Source organism: Nocardia nepalensis, assembly GCF_048910785.1.
In the GTDB taxonomy this organism is placed as follows: Bacteria; Actinomycetota; Actinomycetes; order Mycobacteriales; family Mycobacteriaceae; genus Nocardia; species Nocardia nepalensis.
In genome coordinates, this window is the sequence record NZ_JBKBET010000040.1 from 356,923 (window position 1) to 373,243 (window position 16,321).

18 protein-coding genes are annotated in these 16,321 nt (G+C 67.1%); 6 read left to right on the top strand and 12 right to left on the bottom strand.

What is annotated here, in order from left to right; genetic code table 11:
• The first annotated feature begins 56 nt into the window (after positions 1 to 56).
• Positions 57 to 500 carry an Hsp20/alpha crystallin family protein gene (locus ACHQ4I_RS39040; protein WP_420777085.1) on the top strand — a complete coding sequence of 148 codons (444 nt, stop codon included), beginning with the start codon at positions 57 to 59 and terminating at the stop codon, positions 498 to 500.
• Positions 501 to 562: 62 nt separating this feature from the next.
• On the opposite strand, the gene truA is transcribed toward ACHQ4I_RS39040, so the two are convergent.
• The 10 genes from truA to ACHQ4I_RS39090 all read right to left on the bottom strand — a co-directional run bounded on the left by truA (position 563) and on the right by ACHQ4I_RS39090 (position 7,403).
• Entirely contained in the window at positions 563 to 1,420 is an 858-nt protein-coding gene (gene truA, locus ACHQ4I_RS39045) for a tRNA pseudouridine(38-40) synthase TruA (RefSeq protein WP_420777086.1), read from the bottom strand.
• A gap of 293 nt (positions 1,421 to 1,713) precedes the next feature.
• Positions 1,714 to 2,250, bottom strand: a complete 537-nt coding sequence (rplQ, locus tag ACHQ4I_RS39050; protein WP_420776948.1) for a 50S ribosomal protein L17 — start codon at positions 2,248 to 2,250, stop codon at positions 1,714 to 1,716.
• Between the two features lie 48 nt (positions 2,251 to 2,298).
• On the bottom strand, positions 2,299 to 3,357 hold the full coding sequence (locus ACHQ4I_RS39055) for a DNA-directed RNA polymerase subunit alpha (protein ID WP_067785162.1): 1,059 nt from the start codon (positions 3,355 to 3,357) through the stop codon (positions 2,299 to 2,301).
• A gap of 149 nt (positions 3,358 to 3,506) precedes the next feature.
• Positions 3,507 to 4,112 (bottom strand): 30S ribosomal protein S4, encoded by a 606-nt coding sequence (gene rpsD / locus ACHQ4I_RS39060; protein WP_063039138.1) that lies wholly within the window; start codon positions 4,110 to 4,112, stop codon positions 3,507 to 3,509.
• Positions 4,113 to 4,132: 20 nt separating this feature from the next.
• A complete protein-coding gene (gene rpsK, locus ACHQ4I_RS39065) occupies positions 4,133 to 4,546 on the bottom strand; it encodes a 30S ribosomal protein S11 (protein WP_014349147.1) in 414 nt (137 codons plus the stop codon).
• Positions 4,547 to 4,556: 10 nt separating this feature from the next.
• Positions 4,557 to 4,928 (bottom strand): 30S ribosomal protein S13, encoded by a 372-nt coding sequence (gene rpsM, locus ACHQ4I_RS39070; RefSeq protein ID WP_420776949.1) that lies wholly within the window; start codon positions 4,926 to 4,928, stop codon positions 4,557 to 4,559.
• Positions 4,929 to 5,103: 175 nt separating this feature from the next.
• Positions 5,104 to 5,217, bottom strand: a complete 114-nt coding sequence (gene rpmJ, locus ACHQ4I_RS39075; RefSeq protein ID WP_040686659.1) for a 50S ribosomal protein L36 — start codon at positions 5,215 to 5,217, stop codon at positions 5,104 to 5,106.
• A gap of 116 nt (positions 5,218 to 5,333) precedes the next feature.
• On the bottom strand, positions 5,334 to 5,555 hold the full coding sequence (infA, locus tag ACHQ4I_RS39080; RefSeq protein WP_003418601.1) for a translation initiation factor IF-1: 222 nt from the start codon (positions 5,553 to 5,555) through the stop codon (positions 5,334 to 5,336).
• Between the two features lie 396 nt (positions 5,556 to 5,951).
• Positions 5,952 to 6,353, bottom strand: coding sequence for a hypothetical protein (locus ACHQ4I_RS39085; protein ID WP_420776950.1), 402 nt, complete (start codon positions 6,351 to 6,353; stop codon positions 5,952 to 5,954).
• A 330-nt stretch (positions 6,354 to 6,683) separates the two neighbouring features.
• Positions 6,684 to 7,403 (bottom strand): hypothetical protein, encoded by a 720-nt coding sequence (locus tag ACHQ4I_RS39090; protein ID WP_420776951.1) that lies wholly within the window; start codon positions 7,401 to 7,403, stop codon positions 6,684 to 6,686.
• 3,084 nt (positions 7,404 to 10,487) lie between these two features.
• Between ACHQ4I_RS39090 and ACHQ4I_RS39095 the strand changes: the two genes are divergently transcribed.
• Positions 10,488 to 12,119, top strand: a complete 1,632-nt coding sequence (locus ACHQ4I_RS39095) for a nucleotide-binding protein (protein WP_420776952.1) — start codon at positions 10,488 to 10,490, stop codon at positions 12,117 to 12,119.
• Positions 12,120 to 12,121: 2 nt separating this feature from the next.
• On the opposite strand, the gene ACHQ4I_RS39100 is transcribed toward ACHQ4I_RS39095, so the two are convergent.
• The gene (locus ACHQ4I_RS39100; RefSeq protein WP_420776953.1) at positions 12,122 to 13,096 is read right to left on the bottom strand and encodes a GlxA family transcriptional regulator; all 975 of its coding nucleotides are present in this window, start codon (positions 13,094 to 13,096) and stop codon (positions 12,122 to 12,124) included.
• 100 nt (positions 13,097 to 13,196) lie between these two features.
• Here ACHQ4I_RS39100 and ACHQ4I_RS39105 point away from each other — a divergent pair, with 100 nt between their 5' ends.
• The gene (locus ACHQ4I_RS39105; RefSeq protein WP_420776954.1) at positions 13,197 to 13,628 is read left to right on the top strand and encodes a VOC family protein; all 432 of its coding nucleotides are present in this window, start codon (positions 13,197 to 13,199) and stop codon (positions 13,626 to 13,628) included.
• Positions 13,629 to 13,654: 26 nt separating this feature from the next.
• Entirely contained in the window at positions 13,655 to 14,119 is a 465-nt protein-coding gene (locus ACHQ4I_RS39110) for a hypothetical protein (protein ID WP_420776955.1), read from the top strand.
• 85 nt (positions 14,120 to 14,204) lie between these two features.
• Here the strand turns inward: ACHQ4I_RS39110 and ACHQ4I_RS39115 are convergent, their stop codons facing one another.
• Positions 14,205 to 14,666 carry a DUF4254 domain-containing protein gene (locus ACHQ4I_RS39115; RefSeq protein ID WP_420776956.1) on the bottom strand — a complete coding sequence of 154 codons (462 nt, stop codon included), beginning with the start codon at positions 14,664 to 14,666 and terminating at the stop codon, positions 14,205 to 14,207.
• A 213-nt stretch (positions 14,667 to 14,879) separates the two neighbouring features.
• On the opposite strand from ACHQ4I_RS39115, the gene ACHQ4I_RS39120 reads away from it, so the two are divergent.
• On the top strand, positions 14,880 to 15,689 hold the full coding sequence (locus ACHQ4I_RS39120) for a GntR family transcriptional regulator (RefSeq protein WP_420776957.1): 810 nt from the start codon (positions 14,880 to 14,882) through the stop codon (positions 15,687 to 15,689).
• A 29-nt stretch (positions 15,690 to 15,718) separates the two neighbouring features.
• The gene (locus tag ACHQ4I_RS39125; RefSeq protein ID WP_420776958.1) at positions 15,719 to 16,318 is read left to right on the top strand and encodes a GNAT family N-acetyltransferase; all 600 of its coding nucleotides are present in this window, start codon (positions 15,719 to 15,721) and stop codon (positions 16,316 to 16,318) included.
• Positions 16,319 to 16,321: the final 3 nt, after the last annotated feature.

The window sequence follows — 16,321 nt, forward strand, 5'->3', positions numbered from 1 at the left end:
TATCGGCGCCTGCCGCCGTGGCAGGCGTCACCGCTAGTGAAATGGAGGTGATTGCTGTGCTCCGGTTCGATCCATTCCATGACATCGACACCGTTGCCCGCCAACTGCTCGGCGAATCCGTCGGGTCGTCTCGCGTGCCGCGATTCATGCCGATGGATCTGTTCAAGGCAGGCGACCATTACGTACTCAACGCCGACCTGCCCGGTGTGGACCCCGGCTCGGTGGATGTGAGCGTCGACAACGGCACACTCACCCTGCGCGCGCAGCGCAGCCTGCCGAGCGATGAAGGCGTCCAATGGATTGCGTCCGAGCGCTTCGCCGGCACGTATATGCGGCAACTCAGCCTCGGCGACAATGTCGATGCCGAAAAGATCAGCGCAACCTACAACAACGGCGTGCTCTCGGTGACGATCCCGATCGCCGAAAAGGCCAAGCCGCGCCGTATCGAAATCTCCGGCTCCAACCAGCCACGGACAATCGAGGCGGGTTCGTCCGGCTGATCGGTGCTCATGCTCCCGCACCGCAGTGCGCCCGCCGATACGCGGTGCGGGAGCGCCGGAGTTCAGTCGCCGCAGCAGCCTTCGGTTGGGACAGTACGCATTTCGCGGGTCTCCGCATTGCGGGCGGCGAGGTCGGCGTCGTCCGGATAGTCGACGGCGATGAGACTCAGGCCGTGCGCCGGCGCCACGGTCACCGAGCTGGAGCGCTCGGTTTCGTTCAGTAGGGCGGCTACCCACTCAGCGGTGCGGCGCCCCTCTCCCACCGCGAGTATCGCGCCGACCAGGCTGCGCACCATGGACCAGCAGAAGGCATCCGCGCTGACGTAGGCGGTGAGCAGGTCGCCATCGCGCTCCCAGTCGAAGCGCTGGAGTTCGCGGACGGTGGTCGCACCGTCGCGGCGGCGGCAGAAGGCGGCGAAGTTGTGCAGGCCCAATAACTTTCGCGATGCCGCGCGCATGGCGTCGATATCGACATCGTGGCGACAGGCGACGACGCTGCGGGCCTGCAGCGGCTCGGCGCCATAGGGCGCGGTGGTCAGCCGGTACACGTAGTGACGGCGGATCGCCGAGAAGCGTGCGTCGAATTCGGGCGGTGCGACGCGAATGTCGGTGATCCGCACGTCTTTCGGAAGGAACCGCGCCATGCGGTGGATCAGCTTGGCCGCGTCCGGTTCGGAACCGATATCGAAATGCGCGACCTGTCCCTCGGCGTGCACACCGGCGTCGGTGCGGCCCGCGACGGTCAGCTGGATCGGCTCGCGGAACACCTTGCTCAGCGAGTCCTCCAGCACTCCCTGCACAGTGCGCAGGCCCGGCTGCCGCGCCCAGCCGGTGAAATCGGTGCCGTCGTAACTGATATCGAGCCGCACTCGAACCGAATCCACATCAGACTCCGGCCACACATCAGACTCCGACCGCACATTGGATTCCGACCCCAAATCAGCCCCCAGCCGCGCATCGGCCGCTGCGGCCTGCACAACCCCAGGCGAATCCACCGGCGCAGGCTCGCTCAACGCGCTCGACCGCGCGGTCGAACCCACCGAATCATTCTCGGTCACAGGCGATCTCCTAGTCGATACGAACGCCGGTGGCGCTCCGACCGAAACCACTCACCACGCGAAACCCGATGCCGGCGCGGTTATCTCGGTCGGATGCGGATGAGCCCGCCGGCCCACAGGGGCGGCGGGCTCATCCCGGACTTCCGACGCGAGCGTCAGGCGTCCTTCTTGTCCTCAGCGGCCTCGTCGGCAGCCGGGGCCTCGGCCTCGACAGCCTCGGCGGTCTCGGCGACGGCCTCTTCGGCCTTCTCCTCGACGACGGTCTCGGCGACGGGCGCCTCGGCCTTCTTGGACGCGGCAACGCGGCGGGCGCGGTCGGCCTCGTTGGTCACGGTCTTCTCCCGGACCAGCTCGATGACCGCCATCGGCGCGTTGTCACCCTTGCGGGGCAGCGTCTTGGTGATGCGGGTGTAGCCACCCTCGCGGCCCTCGAACGACGGCCCGATCGAGGCGAAGAGCTCGTGGACGACGTCCTTGTTCCGGATCACCTTGAGCACCTCGCGACGGTCGGCGAGGGTGCCGCCCTTCGCCTTGGTGACCAGCTTCTCGGCGTAGGGGCGCAGCGCCTTGGCCTTGGCCTCGGTGGTCGTGATACGACCGTGCTCGAAGAGCGCCGTGGCCAGATTGGCGAAGATCGCCTTCTGGTGTGACGCCGACCCGCCGAAGCGGGCACCCTTCTTGGGCTTGGGCATTGTTGTTCTCCTTGTGTGAGGCCGAGCCGGGGTGCCTACCCCGGCGGCCTAGAGCTGTTCGGTCTCGGCGTAGTCCTGCTCGCCGCCATCGGTGTCACTGAACGTGCCGCTGTCGCTCCACGTTCCGGTGCTCGCGTCATAACCCACCACGGACGAAGGATCGAACGACGCCGGGCTGTCCTTCAGCGAGAGGCCGAGCGCGTGCAGCTTGACCTTGACCTCGTCGATGGACTTCTGGCCGAAGTTGCGGATGTCCAGCAGGTCCGACTCGGTGCGGGCGACGAGCTCGCCCACCGTGTGCACACCCTCGCGCTTGAGGCAGTTGTAGGACCGGACGGTGAGGTCCAGATCCTCGATCGGCAGACCGAACGAGGCGATGTGATCCGCCTCGGCCGGAGACGGGCCGATCTCGATGCCTTCGGCTTCGACGTTGAGCTCACGGGCCAGGCCGAAGAGCTCGACCAGCGTCTTGCCCGCCGAGGCGAGCGCGTCCCGGGCGCTGATGGAGTTCTTGGTCTCCACGTCCAGGATCAGACGGTCGAAGTCGGTGCGCTGCTCGACACGGGTGGCCTCGACCTTGTAGGTCACCTTGAGCACCGGCGAGTAGATCGAATCCACCGGGATCCGGCCGATTTCCGCGCCGGACGCCTTGTTCTGCACCGCCGGGACGTAACCGCGACCGCGCTCGACGACGAGCTCGATCTCCAGCTTGCCCTTGTCGTTCAGGGTGGCGATGTGCATGTCCGGGTTGTGCACGACAACACCGGCAGGCGGCACGATGTCACCGGCGGTGACGGTGCCCGGGCCCTGCTTGCGCACGTACATCGTGACCGGCTCGTCCTCTTCCGAGGACACGACCAGACCCTTGAGGTTCAGGATGATGTCGGTGACATCCTCCTTCACACCGGGAACGGTGGTGAACTCGTGCAGGACGCCGTCGATGCGGATGCTCGTGACCGCGGCCCCCGGGATCGAGGACAGCAGGGTACGCCGCAGCGAGTTGCCGAGGGTGTAACCGAAGCCCGGCTCGAGCGGCTCGATGGTGAACTTCGAGCGGTTTTCGGCGACGACCTCTTCGGTCAGCGTCGGACGCTGTGAAATCAGCATTTGGATCATCCTCCTGTACGGGCGCCCACTATTTGACGCCCACGTTTTAGGGGTTGTGTGTGATCGCTTCCTTCGAAGCGATCACACACCAGCAGCGTTAGCCGCGCGTGCATGCCGCCCACGGTATCCGGGGACGGCTCGTCGAAGGACTACTTGGAGTAGTACTCGACGATCAGCTGTTCCTGCAGCGGCACATCGATCTGGGCGCGCTCGGGGAGCTGGTGCACCAGGATCCGCAGACGGCCCGGGAGCACCTGCAGCCAGCCCGGAACCGGGCGGTCGCCGACGGTCTCGCGCGCGACCTGGAACGGCAGCGTGCCGAGCGACTTCTCCTTGACATCGATGATGTCGTACTGGGTCACCTGGAAGCTGGGAACGTTCACGGCCCGGTTGTTCACCAGGAAGTGACCGTGGCTGACCAGCTGACGAGCCTGGCGACGGGTGCGCGCCAGACCGGCGCGGTACACGACGTTGTCCAGCCGGGTCTCGAGCAGACGGAGCAGGTTGTCACCGGTCTTGCCCTTGAGACGGTTGGCCTCTTCGTAGTACCGGCGGAACTGCTTCTCCATGACGCCGTAGGAGAAGCGCGCCTTCTGCTTCTCCTGCAGCTGGAGCAGGTACTCGCTCTCCTTGATCCGCGCGCGGCCGTGCTGGCCGGGCGGGTACGGACGACGCTCGAACGCCTGGTCGCCTCCGACGAGGTCGACACGCAGACGACGCGACTTGCGGGTGATGGGGCCTGTGTAACGAGCCATTTTTCGTTATTCCTTTCCCGCTAGACGCGACGCCGCTTGGGCGGACGGCAGCCGTTGTGCGGCTGCGGGGTGACATCGGAGATCGTGCCCACTTCCAGGCCAGCGGCCTGCAGCGAACGGATCGCGGTCTCGCGGCCCGAACCCGGGCCCTTGACGAACACGTCGACCTTCTTGACGCCGTTCTCCTGCGCCTTGCGGGCAGCGTTCTCGGCGGCGAGCTGCGCGGCGAACGGAGTCGACTTGCGCGAACCCTTGAAGCCGACGTGGCCCGAGGACGCCCACGAGATGACGTTGCCGGACGGGTCGGTGATCGACACGATGGTGTTGTTGAACGTGCTCTTGATGTGCGCGTGGCCGTGCGGGACGTTCTTCTTTTCCCGGCGGCGCGACTTCTGGGTCTTCTTGGGGCCGGAGGCCCGACTCTTCGGAGGCATCCTTTATCCCCTACTTCTTCTTGCCGGCGACGGTGCGCTTCGGGCCCTTGCGGGTGCGCGCGTTGGTCTTGGTGCGCTGGCCACGCACGGGCAGGCCACGACGGTGGCGCAGACCCTGGTAGCAGCCGATCTCGATCTTGCGCCGAATGTCGGCCTGCACCTCGCGGCGCAGGTCACCTTCGACCTTGAGGGACGAACCCTCGATGTAGTCACGCAGCTGCGTGACCTGCTCGTCGCTGAGGTCCTTCGAGCGCAGGTCCGGGCTGACGCCCGTCGCGTCGAGGATCTCCTTGGCGCGGGTACGGCCGATGCCGTAGATGTAGGTCAGCGCGATCTCCATGCGCTTTTCACGCGGGAGATCAACGCCCATGAGACGTGCCATGTGGCAGGTTCCTTAATCGTTGCGGAGGTCTGCTCCCTGTCCGTCCCCTCGTCTTGGTGGGGCCCCGGCCTCCGGTCCGGGGGTAGGCGGGCACGGTATGTGCCCGCTGGCGCTGGGAGGTCTTCTTTAGTTGGCCAAGCCGATCAGTGATCGGTGCCCGGCTGGTGCTGCGAACTCAGCCCTGGCGCTGCTTGTGGCGCAGGTTCTCGCAGATCACCATGACCCGACCGTGACGGCGGATCACCTTGCACTTCTCGCAGATCTTCTTGACGCTCGGCTGAACCTTCACGTCCGTCCAATCTTGTTCGGTTCACACGGGTGTGAACACAGTTTTTCCCCAGCCGACGGCTGGGGAAGTCTCTGTGGTGAGCCTTGCGGCTCAATGGTCACGCCTTGCGGGCGCGATCACTTATAGCGGTAAACGATGCGGCCGCGTGAGAGGTCGTAGGGCGAAAGCTCGACGACCACCCGGTCTTCGGGAAGGATGCGAATGTAGTGCTGCCGCATCTTCCCGCTGATGTGCGCGAGAACCTTGTGTCCGTTCTCGAGCTCGATCCGGAACATCGCATTGGGCAGCGGCTCGACAACTCGACCCTCGACCTCGATGGCCCCGTCCTTCTTCGCCATGTCCTCCGCGATCCCGGTTTACGCACAAACCTGGTTTGATTGCCTTGTATCTGGTTGCATGTAACCGGTCAATCGACCGGACCGGCGGCATGCAGACAGTCGGCGCGTAGGTGCACCGCCGACCAAGCTTACCGGTTTATTTGCGGGCAGACCAATTCGCCCTGGTCATTGCAGTCACGACCGCTTATTATCCCGCGTTCGGCGTGCATCGCGCGGTGCGTGGCCTCTGCCAGCGTAATCATAGTTAACAGCGTCGCGGCGATTCACGTCGCAGACCGCGCCGGAGCCGTGATCGTCCATCAGCAGGACGAACTGTGGTGCTCACCTCCGACAGGAGTAGGTCGCGTCCGACGCGGTGCTGCACCCAGAAGGCGGTGCTCGCGAGAGTGATCAAGATCAGGTGGACATGGCGGCGGGGGCTTCACGGGCGATGCCGCCACAGTTTCCACCTGATCTTGATTTCGCGAGGGGGAGGCGGCCGGGGTCAGGATGGGCGGGGTGGCCGAAGGTCGGGCCGACGACGGCGGGGGATCGCCAGGTTTTGTGCTCGACGCGTTTCGATGGCCGGCGGCGGACCGGGTGGATTGAGGTGATGGCCGGGTAGGAGGCCAGCACCGCGAAACCCTTGTGCCGCAAGACCAGGGGCGGCCGGGTGCTGAAATACCTGTAGTAGCCGGAGACGCGCGGGATCATCAAGGCGGCGAATAGTGTGGTGCGGCCGTGGTATTCGCGATGGACGATGGTATGGCTTCCATTCTTCTGTTGTCGTCCGGCCAGCCACCACGGAGACTCTGACATCTAGCCTGTGCGCCACGAACGCCCGGCGTGCGCCAGCACAACCACGTGTATGTCCGCTTACGTCTCGACGAGTTGCCGACGAGGTGCGGAGGAGGCGAACGGAACCCGTTGCGGGAGCGTTTAGAAACCGGTCATTCGGCCCACTCCCCACCCGTGATGGGTGAGACTCGTCGCGTAAACTGACCACAGCCCAGGAACAGGTCGAGCAGATCCAAAGGGGGACGTGTGAGCCGTAATAACGACGGCCTCCCCATGCTGCCTCCGTGGCTTTCGGAAAGTGATGTCACCGGCGGCTATGAGGCGCCCGTTCAGAACCTGCCACACGACGACCTAATCGATGAAGCGCCCTCTCGGCGTGGACGTTCCAAGCGCGCTCCCGAGACCGAGCGACCCGAAGCCGGACGCCGGGACAAGCGCCGCTTCGGTCGGCGCAAGGGCAAGGACGAGCAGCCCGAGGGCCAGGCCGATCCGCAGGGCCGCGGTCCGTCCCCCCGCGAGTTGAGCGGGCCGGGTTTCGAATTGCACCACGGGCCGGACATGCAGCGCGGGCCGGATGGCTTCCGCGGACCGGACCATCAGACCGGACCGAACGCTTATCGCGGACCCGAGCAGCAAAGCGGGGCCGAGGGTTATCGCGGACCCGAACCACACGGTGGGCCCGAACAACACGGCGGACCAGAGACCTATCGCGGACCCGAACCCCATGGCGGACCAGGCGGCTATCGCGGAACCGAACCGCACGGCGGACCAGGCGGCTATCCCGGAACCGAACCGCACGCCGGACCCGAACAACACAGCGGGCCAAGCGGCTATCCCGGAACCGAACCCCACGCCGGACCCGAACAACACAGCGGGCCAAGCGGCTATCCCGGAACCGAACCCCACGCCGGACCCGAACAACACAGCGGGCCAAGCGGCTATCGCGGAACCGAACCGCACGGCGGACCCGAACAGCAGCGCGGGCCGGGCGGCTATCTCGGACCTGACACCCATCGCGGCCCAGGCGGATCCGAGCAGCATCGCGGACCGGGCGGCTATCCCGAACCACATGGTGGCCCCGAATCACAGCACGGCCTCGAATTCGGCGACCCGCGCAGGCAGGGCGCACCCCAGCCCGACGCGCGCCACGACTCCGGCCCGCACGCACGCCAGGACGCCCTCGCGCAGGGTTCACCGCATCCGGACAACGCGTGGCAGGGCGGCCACCCACTGCCGACCCGCAACCCACGCCAACCCTCCACCGCCTTCGCCCCCCTCGGCAGCAGGCCCCCAACACCCCCTTCACAACCCCTGGCACAGCCACCCTCTGCCAACCAGCACTCGGGCGCCACCCAACACCCGAGCACCGCCGACCACCCAGGCGCGCCCCAACAGCCTGGAGCTACCGAGCACTCGGGCACTCCCCAACAGCCGAGCGCTCCTGAATACCCCAGTGCCACCCAACAACCGAGCGCCCCCCAACAACCTTCGCCTCCCCGGCAGCCGGGCGCTGCTGAATACCCGGGTGCCACGCAACAGCCTGGGGCTACCGACCACCCGGGCGCGCCCCAACGGCCTGGGGCTGCCGAGCACGCGGGCACTGCCCAACAGCCGAGCGCTCCTGAATACCCCGGTGCCACCCAACAACCGAGCTCCGGGCAACAACCTTCGCCTCCCCAGCGGCCAGGCTCTGCCGCATATCCGGGTGCCACCCAACAACCTGGAGCTGCCGAGCACTCGGGCTCTACCCAACAGCCGAGCGCTCCTGAATACCCCAGTGCCACCCAACAACCGGGCGCCGCCGAATACCCAGGTGCCACCCAACCGGGCGCCGGCCAACAACCTTCGCCTCCCCGGCAGCCGGGCGCTGCTGAATACCCGGGTGCCACGCAACAGCCTGGAGCTACCGACCACTCAGGCGTGCCCCAACAACCTGGAGCTGCCGAGCACTCGGGCGCTGCCCGACAGCCGGGCGCTGCTGGATACCCCAGTGCCACCCAACAGCCGGGCGCTGGCCAATCGCCCGCCGCCCAACAGCCTTCGGCAACACAACATCCGGGCGCCATGCAGTACGCAGGCGGTACCCAACAGTCGGGTACTACTCAGCGGCCAGGCGTCACCCAGTACTCAGGCCCACAACAGTCGGGCGCTGGCCAACAACCTGCCGCTCCCCAACAGCAGCCGGGTGCTACGCCGCCGACCACTACTACCGAACCGCCCGCGGCCGTCGAGGCAACGGTGCGCCACCAGTCGCGTCCCGACCTGCCGCCACCGCCGAACCAGGCGGCCGCACAACCACATTCGACTGCCACGCCGCCACAGCCGCCGACCGGCGAACGCCCCGGCATTCCGACGACCGGCGAACGCCCCGCGATCCCGACGACCGGCGAACGCCCCGCGATCCCGACAACCGGCGAACGCCCCGCAATGCCGACAACCGGCGAACGCCCCGCGAGCCCGACAACGGGCGGGCGGCCTGCGATGTCGACGACGGAAGATCTCGACGGTCCTCCAGCATGGCTCGATGGCCGAAGCACCGAACAGGCCGGACCGAGCTCCGAAGCCGTCGGCATGGGATCGCGCACCCCTGTGGCTCCCCCGCGACCCGAACCAATGCCTGCTGCCGAACAGCACTCGGGCAGTGGCCATCTCGCTCCGCCACAACGACTCGACGAATCGCAAACAGCCGCCTCGCGCGGAACCGACGGCCCACCCCCGCGACTCGACGACCCGCGCACCGAACAGGCCGGACCGAGCTCCGAAGCCGTCGGCATGGGACCGCGCACCTCTGTGGCTCCCCCGCGACCCGAACCAATGCCTGCTGCCGAACAGCACTCGGGCAGTGGCCATCTCGCTCCGCCACAACGACTCGACGAATCGCATACAGCCGCCTCGCGCGGAACCGACGGCCCACCCCCGCGACTCGACGGCCCACGCCCGCCGGGCGACCGTCGCACCGACGGACCGCCGTCACGGCACGATGAAGCACACCCACCTGGCACCCATCCATCCGACGGCCCGCCGTCGCGGCACGACGAGCCGCGTTCGCCGGGCTCGCACGGACCCGACGACCAGGCTGCACGGCAGCCACACGCACCGGTTTCGCAGAGCGCCGAGGAGCGGCCCGACGAGCCGCATCCATCGGCCTCCCGTGGCAGCGATAGCTCACGACTGGGCGATCCACACCCGCTCGGCTCGGATGGAACCGACAGCCCGCCGTCGCGACTGGACGAGCCTCGTGCACCTAGCTCGCGTGGTGTCGATGGGCCACCGCCGTGGCTTGCGCCGCCGCGGGCGACGGAGGGTCGGGCTGCTTCCGAGCAGGCGGCTGCGCGAGTCGGGCAGCGGCCCGAACTGCCGCCGCCGCCAGCGGAATCCGGTGCACATCCGGGGGTGGGCGCCGATTCGGCGGCGACCGGTGCTGCGACGAGAGGCTCGGCGTCCGAGGCGACGAACGAGCCAGACCAAGTAGGTCGTCCAGACCTGCCGCAGGTCCCCGGCATCGACCACGCAGCCCATGGCACAGCGGCTGCTGCGGCAGAGCCGACGTCCGCAGCGACTGGTGACAGCGCGGAATCGCATAGCGCAACACCGATATTCGATCCTGCGACCGTCGATCCGGCCAGGCGTCCGGGTAGGTCCACGCCGCCGGTTCCCGCCGCACCAGCCTCATCGGAGTACGGACCGGCGCAGCGTGATCGCGCCGGGGATTCGGCATCGATCACCGGGCAGCCATCGACACCTGCCACCGACTTCCGCGGCCCGGCTTCCGCACCACAGGCTCCCGGCGGCGGCTTCGATCACCCCGCATCTGCACCACACGCACCCACCGGCGACCGCGGCCCCGCGTCCGCACCACAGGCACCTGGCGGCGACTTCACCCGGCCGCCCTTCGCACCACAGGCGACCGATTTCCATGAGCCGACCGGCACCGGTGGCGCTGCGGCACAGCCGGAATCCGCACCACCGCAATCGGATCGCGGATCGGCGGGACCGGGGTGGGCCACACATCCCGGCGCTGGATCAGCGAGTGGGTCGATGGGGCCGGGGTCGGACTTCCGGCCGGGAGCGCAGGGGCCGGCCGACGAATTCGGGCGGCCGGGGTCGACATCACAGGGACCTGGGATCGATGGGCCGATCGCGCCCAATGGCGCTATGCAGTCGGAATCCGGTCCGGCGCAGCGGGATCGGGGATTGGCGGCGCCTGGTTGGGCCGCACATCCCGGACCTGGGACCGCGGGTGGATCGGCGGCTGCTGGTGGGCGTCATCGGTTGTCGTCGGAGATCGACGCCGGTGGGGCCGCGGGCGATGCTGCCGGGCGTCCCGAGCAGTCGGGGCCGTATGGGCCGGGCGAGCAAGGGCGCGACGCTGTTGACGCGGGGCAATCCGCCCTCGGTGCGGATGCGCAGGATGACGGGCGCGGCGCGGGCGGATATGTCCAGCCTGCGGCGGGGCAGCAAGCTCCGGGTGGCGATCAGCCGAATGATCAGTGGCGCAATGGAACTGGGTATCAGCAGCCGCCCGTGGGGTCACCGGCGCCGTGGCAGGGTGCGCCCGGATATGGGCAGCCGTCGATCGGGCGGGCGCCCGAGGGTGAGCAGTGGCAGAATCCGGCGGCGCGGGGCGCGTCGGGGCAGCAGTCGCCGTCCGGTGAGCAGCCCGCCGACCAGTGGCAGCAGGGGCAGGGTTATCCGCCGTCGCCGATGGGACAGCAAGTGCCCGTTGGGGATCCGCAGGCCGGATACAGACAGCCGCCCGCCGGTTATGGGCAACCGCCCGCCGGGGCGGGACAGCCGGGTGGGATGCCACCGGGCTACCAGCAGGGTCCGGGCTATCAACAGCAGCATCCCCATGGACCGCAGCCCTCGCTCGATGACGTGCCGTTGCGGCGTGCCAAGAAGTCGCCGGGCAGTGGGTGGCGCAAGGCTGTGCATCACGTGTCCGGCGGTGCGATCAATCCCGGGTTGTCCGCGGAGGAGTTGCGGCTGCAGGAATTGGTCGCGCGGATCAGGCAGCCGGTGCGCGGTGACTATCGGATCGCCGTGCTCTCGCTCAAGGGCGGTGTCGGAAAGACCACCACGACAATGGGTCTCGGGTCGATCTTCGCCTCCATCCGGGGTGACCGGGTGATCGCGGTCGACGCCAATCCGGACTTCGGCACGCTCTCGCAGCGGGTGCCGTTGCAGACCCGCTCGACCGTGCGCGATCTGCTGCTCGATCCCTCGATCCAGCGCTACTCGGATGTGCGCAGGCATACCTCGCAGGGCACCAGCCGATTGGAAGTGCTTGCCAGCGAACGGGATCCGGCGGCGTCGGAGGCGTTCAACGACGAGGAATACCGCGCGGTCGCCCGCATTCTGCAGCGCTTCTACAACATCATCCTGACCGACTGCGGTACCGGACTGATGCATTCGGCGATGGGCGGTGTGCTCGATCTGGCGCATTCGCTGGTGCTGATCTCCTCGGCCGCGATCGACGGCGCGCGCAGTGCCGCTGCGACGCTCGACTGGTTGTCCCTGCACGGCCACGACCACCTGGTCCGCAATGCGGTCGTGGTGATCAACCTGCCGCGCGAGGGCTCACCGAATGTGGGCATCCAGCAACTGCGCGAATACTTCCTGTCGCGTTGCCGCGCGGTGCACATCATCCCGTACGACTCGCACCTGTCCGAGGGCGCCGAAATCGATCTGCACCGCCTGCACAAGACCACCAAGCGCGCCTATGTCGAACTCGCGGCGACGGTCGCCGACGAATTCGGCATCGACCACCGCCGCTACAACCACTGACCTCACCAGGACAACCGGGACGCGCGCACCTCCGCGATGGACCGGCTGCGGCGGCGGCGGAACAGGCCGCGTAGTGTGCCCGCGTTCAGATAGCCGACCTTGACCGCTATCGCGTCGATGGTCAGCGTTGTGGTGCGCAGCAGCTGGGTGGCTCGTTCCAGCCGCACCTCGTGTACGAAATCCCTTGGTGACATGCCGATTTCGGCTTGGGTGGCGCGCTGCAGCGTGCGCTCGGTGACGCCGAGCCGATGCGCCGCGTCGGCGATGCGGAATTGCTCGGCGATATGGTCGCGCACCCAGCGCTCGAATGCGGCGACCAGGGAGTCGTTGCGGGCGATCACCTCGGGAATCGCGCTGTCCTGCTGGGATCGCCGATTACCGACCACCAGATACCGAGCGGTCAATTCGGCCAGCGTGGGACTCTGCGCGGCGATCAACGACAGCGCGAGGTCGATGTGCGACAGCGAGGCCGCCGCGGTCGTGAGCCGATCGGCGCGGCACAGGATCCGGCTCTCGTCCAGATCGATGTGCGGATACCTGCGCCGGAAGGCGGGGCCGAGCCACCAACTCGTCGTCGCCACCGCACCGTCCAGTAATCCGGCCTCGGCCAGGTAGAAGGTCCCGGTGCAGGCCGCGGCCAAATGCGCGCCACTTTCATGGGCCCGCGTCATCAGTTGCAGCACCGGCCGATTCGCGGGTGCGGAGACCAATCCGATCAGACCGTCGGCATCCAGGACACGCGACGCGGGAACGACCATCAGACCGACGTCATCGGGCAGTTCGGTCATCGGTGTCGTCTGCGCGAGAAAGCCGTGCGCCGTGCGCACTTGCCCGCCGTCGGCCACTATGTGCACCCGCCACGGTTCGGGCGCCGTCTCCAGTTCACCGCGTAACCCGTTGGCCGTGGCGAATGTCTCCAGCACGGCGGCGAGTCCGAGATCGGCGACGCCGTCCTGCACGAAGACCGCAACATCCATGTCGCAAACAGTACTGAATATGTCGTATCCGACACTCGGAACCGCGCGACAAGCGCCCTAATCTCGTACTACTTACCCGGCCCTGCCCTGCGGAGTTCCCATGACACTCGTCGAAACCTTCGGCATCCACCACGTCCGCCTGACCGTGACCGACATCGACCGCTCCAAGGCGTTCTACCGGGATGTGCTCGGCTTCCATATCGCCGCCGAATCCGAAGGCAGTCTCGATGACCCGCTGGTCCGCACCGATCCCGCCCAACTCTACGGCGGCGTCGTATTCCAGACGAACGGGATGCTGTTCGGGCTGCGCCCGGTGGCCGATCCGACCGACCGATTCGACTCCGAGCGCGTCGGGCTGGACCATCTCAGCTTCAGCGTGCCGTCGGTGGACGACCTGACTCGGGCCGAAGTTCGGCTGACCGAGGCCGGAATCGAGCACGGGGAGATCATCCGGCTGGAGGCGTTCGGGATCGCGATCCTATCGTTCAGTGATCCCGACGGCATCCACCTCGAACTCACCGCACCGCTGTGAACGCCCCCGCGCACTGTAGTAACCCGATGGTCCGCAGTCGTGCGACCGTGGTCGGCACGACCGCGGACTCGGCACTACCGAGCACCAGCGAATTACTGTGCGCGCTGAGCGGTCAGCAGGTCCGCGGACATGTGTGCCAGTGGTCGCACGATCTGGTCCGGTTGCACCGCGTCCGTCGCGAACGTCCACGGTTCACCGCCGTAATCGACTGTCTCCGCATCGAATTGGTCGCCAATATCAATGCATGGGCGACCGAGCATCTGCCGGGGAGATCCCGCGATCGCCTCGACACGCAACTCGGCGACACCATCGATCGCATCGCGGCCACCGCCGACCGTGCCTTCCACCTGCTGATGACCGACGACCTGTCCGGGGAGGATATGCACGTGGCATGGACCCGATTGGCCGAACTGTCGATCGCCTACAGCGACTTGGTCCGTCAGGCCGAGAACGGGCGGTGGTGCCTGTCACCGCACACCAGACGCCGGTGAGGCGTCGACATCGGTGACGCCGAATCGGCAAGGGGCCGTGGCTACTCTGTGCGGAAGTGCCGCGACCCCTCACCGACCCGGGTCGTCACCACTCCGGGAGTCGCCGCCGTCCTGCGAGTACGTCGCGCACCAAATCGTCATAGGCATCGGCCAATTCGGCGAGATGATGCCATGCGCCGTGCAACTGTTCGTTGTGGGCGTCCAGCGTCATCAACGCGTGGTGGGCCCGCACCGACGATTCCGCGATCCGGTCGATGACCGAGCCGACGGTTTCGGTGTGCAGGGTCGCGCCGAGCCGATGCTGGGGCACACTGCGCGCCACCCAATCGTCGATGGCCATGACCAATTCGATTCTGCGGCGCTCGATTTCGAGAATCGTGCCGGGATCGGTCGATACCGAACCACCGCGGCCGACGAGGCGTCTCTCGTGCAGGACCGCGAGGTCACGGGCGAACCAGAGGAGCGGGCCACCGACAACGCGGTGCCCGCGGCACGCACGAACGAGTAGATCCGACGTGGGAAGTAGTCCGTGAGTAAGGGACTGCACCGTCGAATCGACACACTTCGGTGTGCCTGGAAGAGCCATCACAACCGTTGATGAATCCGAACCTGCCACGTTGCCTCGCCGTCATCGCCGCACAACACCTGGATCAGGACGTTCATTACAATAAACCTCTGAAGGCACCTGTCAAGCGTTACCCGGCCGTAGGGTGCAACGAAGAGTACACTTCGTTACCTGCACGACTGACCGAGGAGCAAGATGGCGGACGGTCCGACGTATCACCGGATCGCAGACCTCCTCCGCGAGGAGATCCGCGCAGGCAAGTGGAATCCGGGCGATCGGCTGCCCAGCCATACCGAGCTGGCCGATCAGATGCAGGTTTCGATCACGACCGCGCGCAATGCCATTCAGGTACTCGTCACCGAAAATCTGGTCTACACAGCTACTTCCCGCGGCACCATCGTCCGAAACCAGGAAGTACTGGAATCGGTTGTCACCGATCATATTCGTCCCGATCGACCGCAGTCCGCCCACGATATCTTCGAAGAGATCGCGCGCGCGGCACATCGCGTGCCGACCAAGGAATTCAGCGCGAAGATGGAACCGGCGACCCCGGAAGTCGCGCACTGGCTCGGCGTGTCGGAGGACTCCTGGGTATTGGCCAGGACCGTTGTCCAGTATCTCGATAACGAGCCGTGGTCGTGGGAGGTCAGCTTCTATCCACGGGACTTGGCCGAGGCAACCGGCATCGACTCACCGCACGATATTACAGAGGGCACGACACGCCGACTCGCCGACCGCGGACACGCCGAGACGGCACACCGCGACACGCTCGTCGCCCGCCCGGCCAGCGCGGAAGAGGCGATCGTATTAGGCGTCGCGGCGGGCACGATCCTGCTGGATCACCTGCGCATCGGCGCCAATCATGAGCGCATCACCCGGGCCACCCGGCACCGCTCGATCGCCACCCGCAACCGGCTCGCCTACGAACTGGGCGACAACGAGGGCACCAACGTCATCCGACATACACTCGGCATCTCCTACGGGCCGGGTATCTCGTTGCCATGAAAACCTTTCGTCATGAATACGGTGTTGCCATGACTACCGTGATCCGCCGGGCATCCCTCAGTGATCTCGGCACCATCTGCCGCCTGCGGATCCAGCGCACCGCCTGGCTGACCGCGCGCGGCTCCGACCAGTGGACCGTGGCCGGTCGCGGCCTGCCGATCGAGATCTTCGCCAGGGCGGTCGGCCATTCCCTGGACGCCAGGGAAACCTGGATCGCCGAGGTGGCCGGCGAACCGGCCGGAACGATCACCGTCAACGACCACGCCGACCCGGGGCTCTGGTCACCGTGGGAGCTGGCCGACGCGGTGGTCGTGCATTACATGATCGTCGACCTCCGCTTCGCCGGTCAGCGCATCGGCCACCGACTATTGGCGCACGCCGCATCCCTTGCGCGCGAACAACAACGGCATTGGGTCCGGCTCGACGCCTGGACCACCAATAACGATCTGCACGACTACTACCGCCGAGAAGGCTTCCACTTGGTCAGGATCGCGGGACCGGCCGCATCCGGCCCGTCCCGCGCACTGTTCCAGCGCCGCTCCGACAGCTGGACTTTCGAGCCGATGACACCGGTGCACACGCGCGTGCCGCAGCCGCAGCCGCTCCCGCTCCCGCTCCCCGGGGCGTGAGGG

Coding starts and splice junctions, on each gene's coding strand:
- ACHQ4I_RS39100 (WP_420776953.1), bottom strand. CDS start 13,096: ATGGATGTTGCGGTCTTCGTGCAGGACGGCGTCGCCGATCTCGGACTC.
- ACHQ4I_RS39095 (WP_420776952.1), top strand. CDS start 10,488: ATGCAGTCGGAATCCGGTCCGGCGCAGCGGGATCGGGGATTGGCGGCG.
- ACHQ4I_RS39110 (WP_420776955.1), top strand. CDS start 13,655: ATGGTCCGCAGTCGTGCGACCGTGGTCGGCACGACCGCGGACTCGGCA.
- ACHQ4I_RS39120 (WP_420776957.1), top strand. CDS start 14,880: ATGGCGGACGGTCCGACGTATCACCGGATCGCAGACCTCCTCCGCGAG.
- rpsD (WP_063039138.1), bottom strand. CDS start 4,112: ATGGCTCGTTACACAGGCCCCATCACCCGCAAGTCGCGTCGTCTGCGT.
- ACHQ4I_RS39090 (WP_420776951.1), bottom strand. CDS start 7,403: ATGTGGTTCGGGATAGCCGCCCGGTCCGCGATGCTGCTCGGATCCGCC.
- rplQ (WP_420776948.1), bottom strand. CDS start 2,250: ATGCCCAAGCCCAAGAAGGGTGCCCGCTTCGGCGGGTCGGCGTCACAC.
- rpsK (WP_014349147.1), bottom strand. CDS start 4,546: ATGCCTCCGAAGAGTCGGGCCTCCGGCCCCAAGAAGACCCAGAAGTCG.
- infA (WP_003418601.1), bottom strand. CDS start 5,555: ATGGCGAAGAAGGACGGGGCCATCGAGGTCGAGGGTCGAGTTGTCGAG.
- ACHQ4I_RS39055 (WP_067785162.1), bottom strand. CDS start 3,357: ATGCTGATTTCACAGCGTCCGACGCTGACCGAAGAGGTCGTCGCCGAA.
- ACHQ4I_RS39105 (WP_420776954.1), top strand. CDS start 13,197: ATGACACTCGTCGAAACCTTCGGCATCCACCACGTCCGCCTGACCGTG.
- rpsM (WP_420776949.1), bottom strand. CDS start 4,928: ATGGCACGTCTCATGGGCGTTGATCTCCCGCGTGAAAAGCGCATGGAG.
- ACHQ4I_RS39125 (WP_420776958.1), top strand. CDS start 15,719: ATGACTACCGTGATCCGCCGGGCATCCCTCAGTGATCTCGGCACCATC.
- ACHQ4I_RS39085 (WP_420776950.1), bottom strand. CDS start 6,353: ATGTCAGAGTCTCCGTGGTGGCTGGCCGGACGACAACAGAAGAATGGA.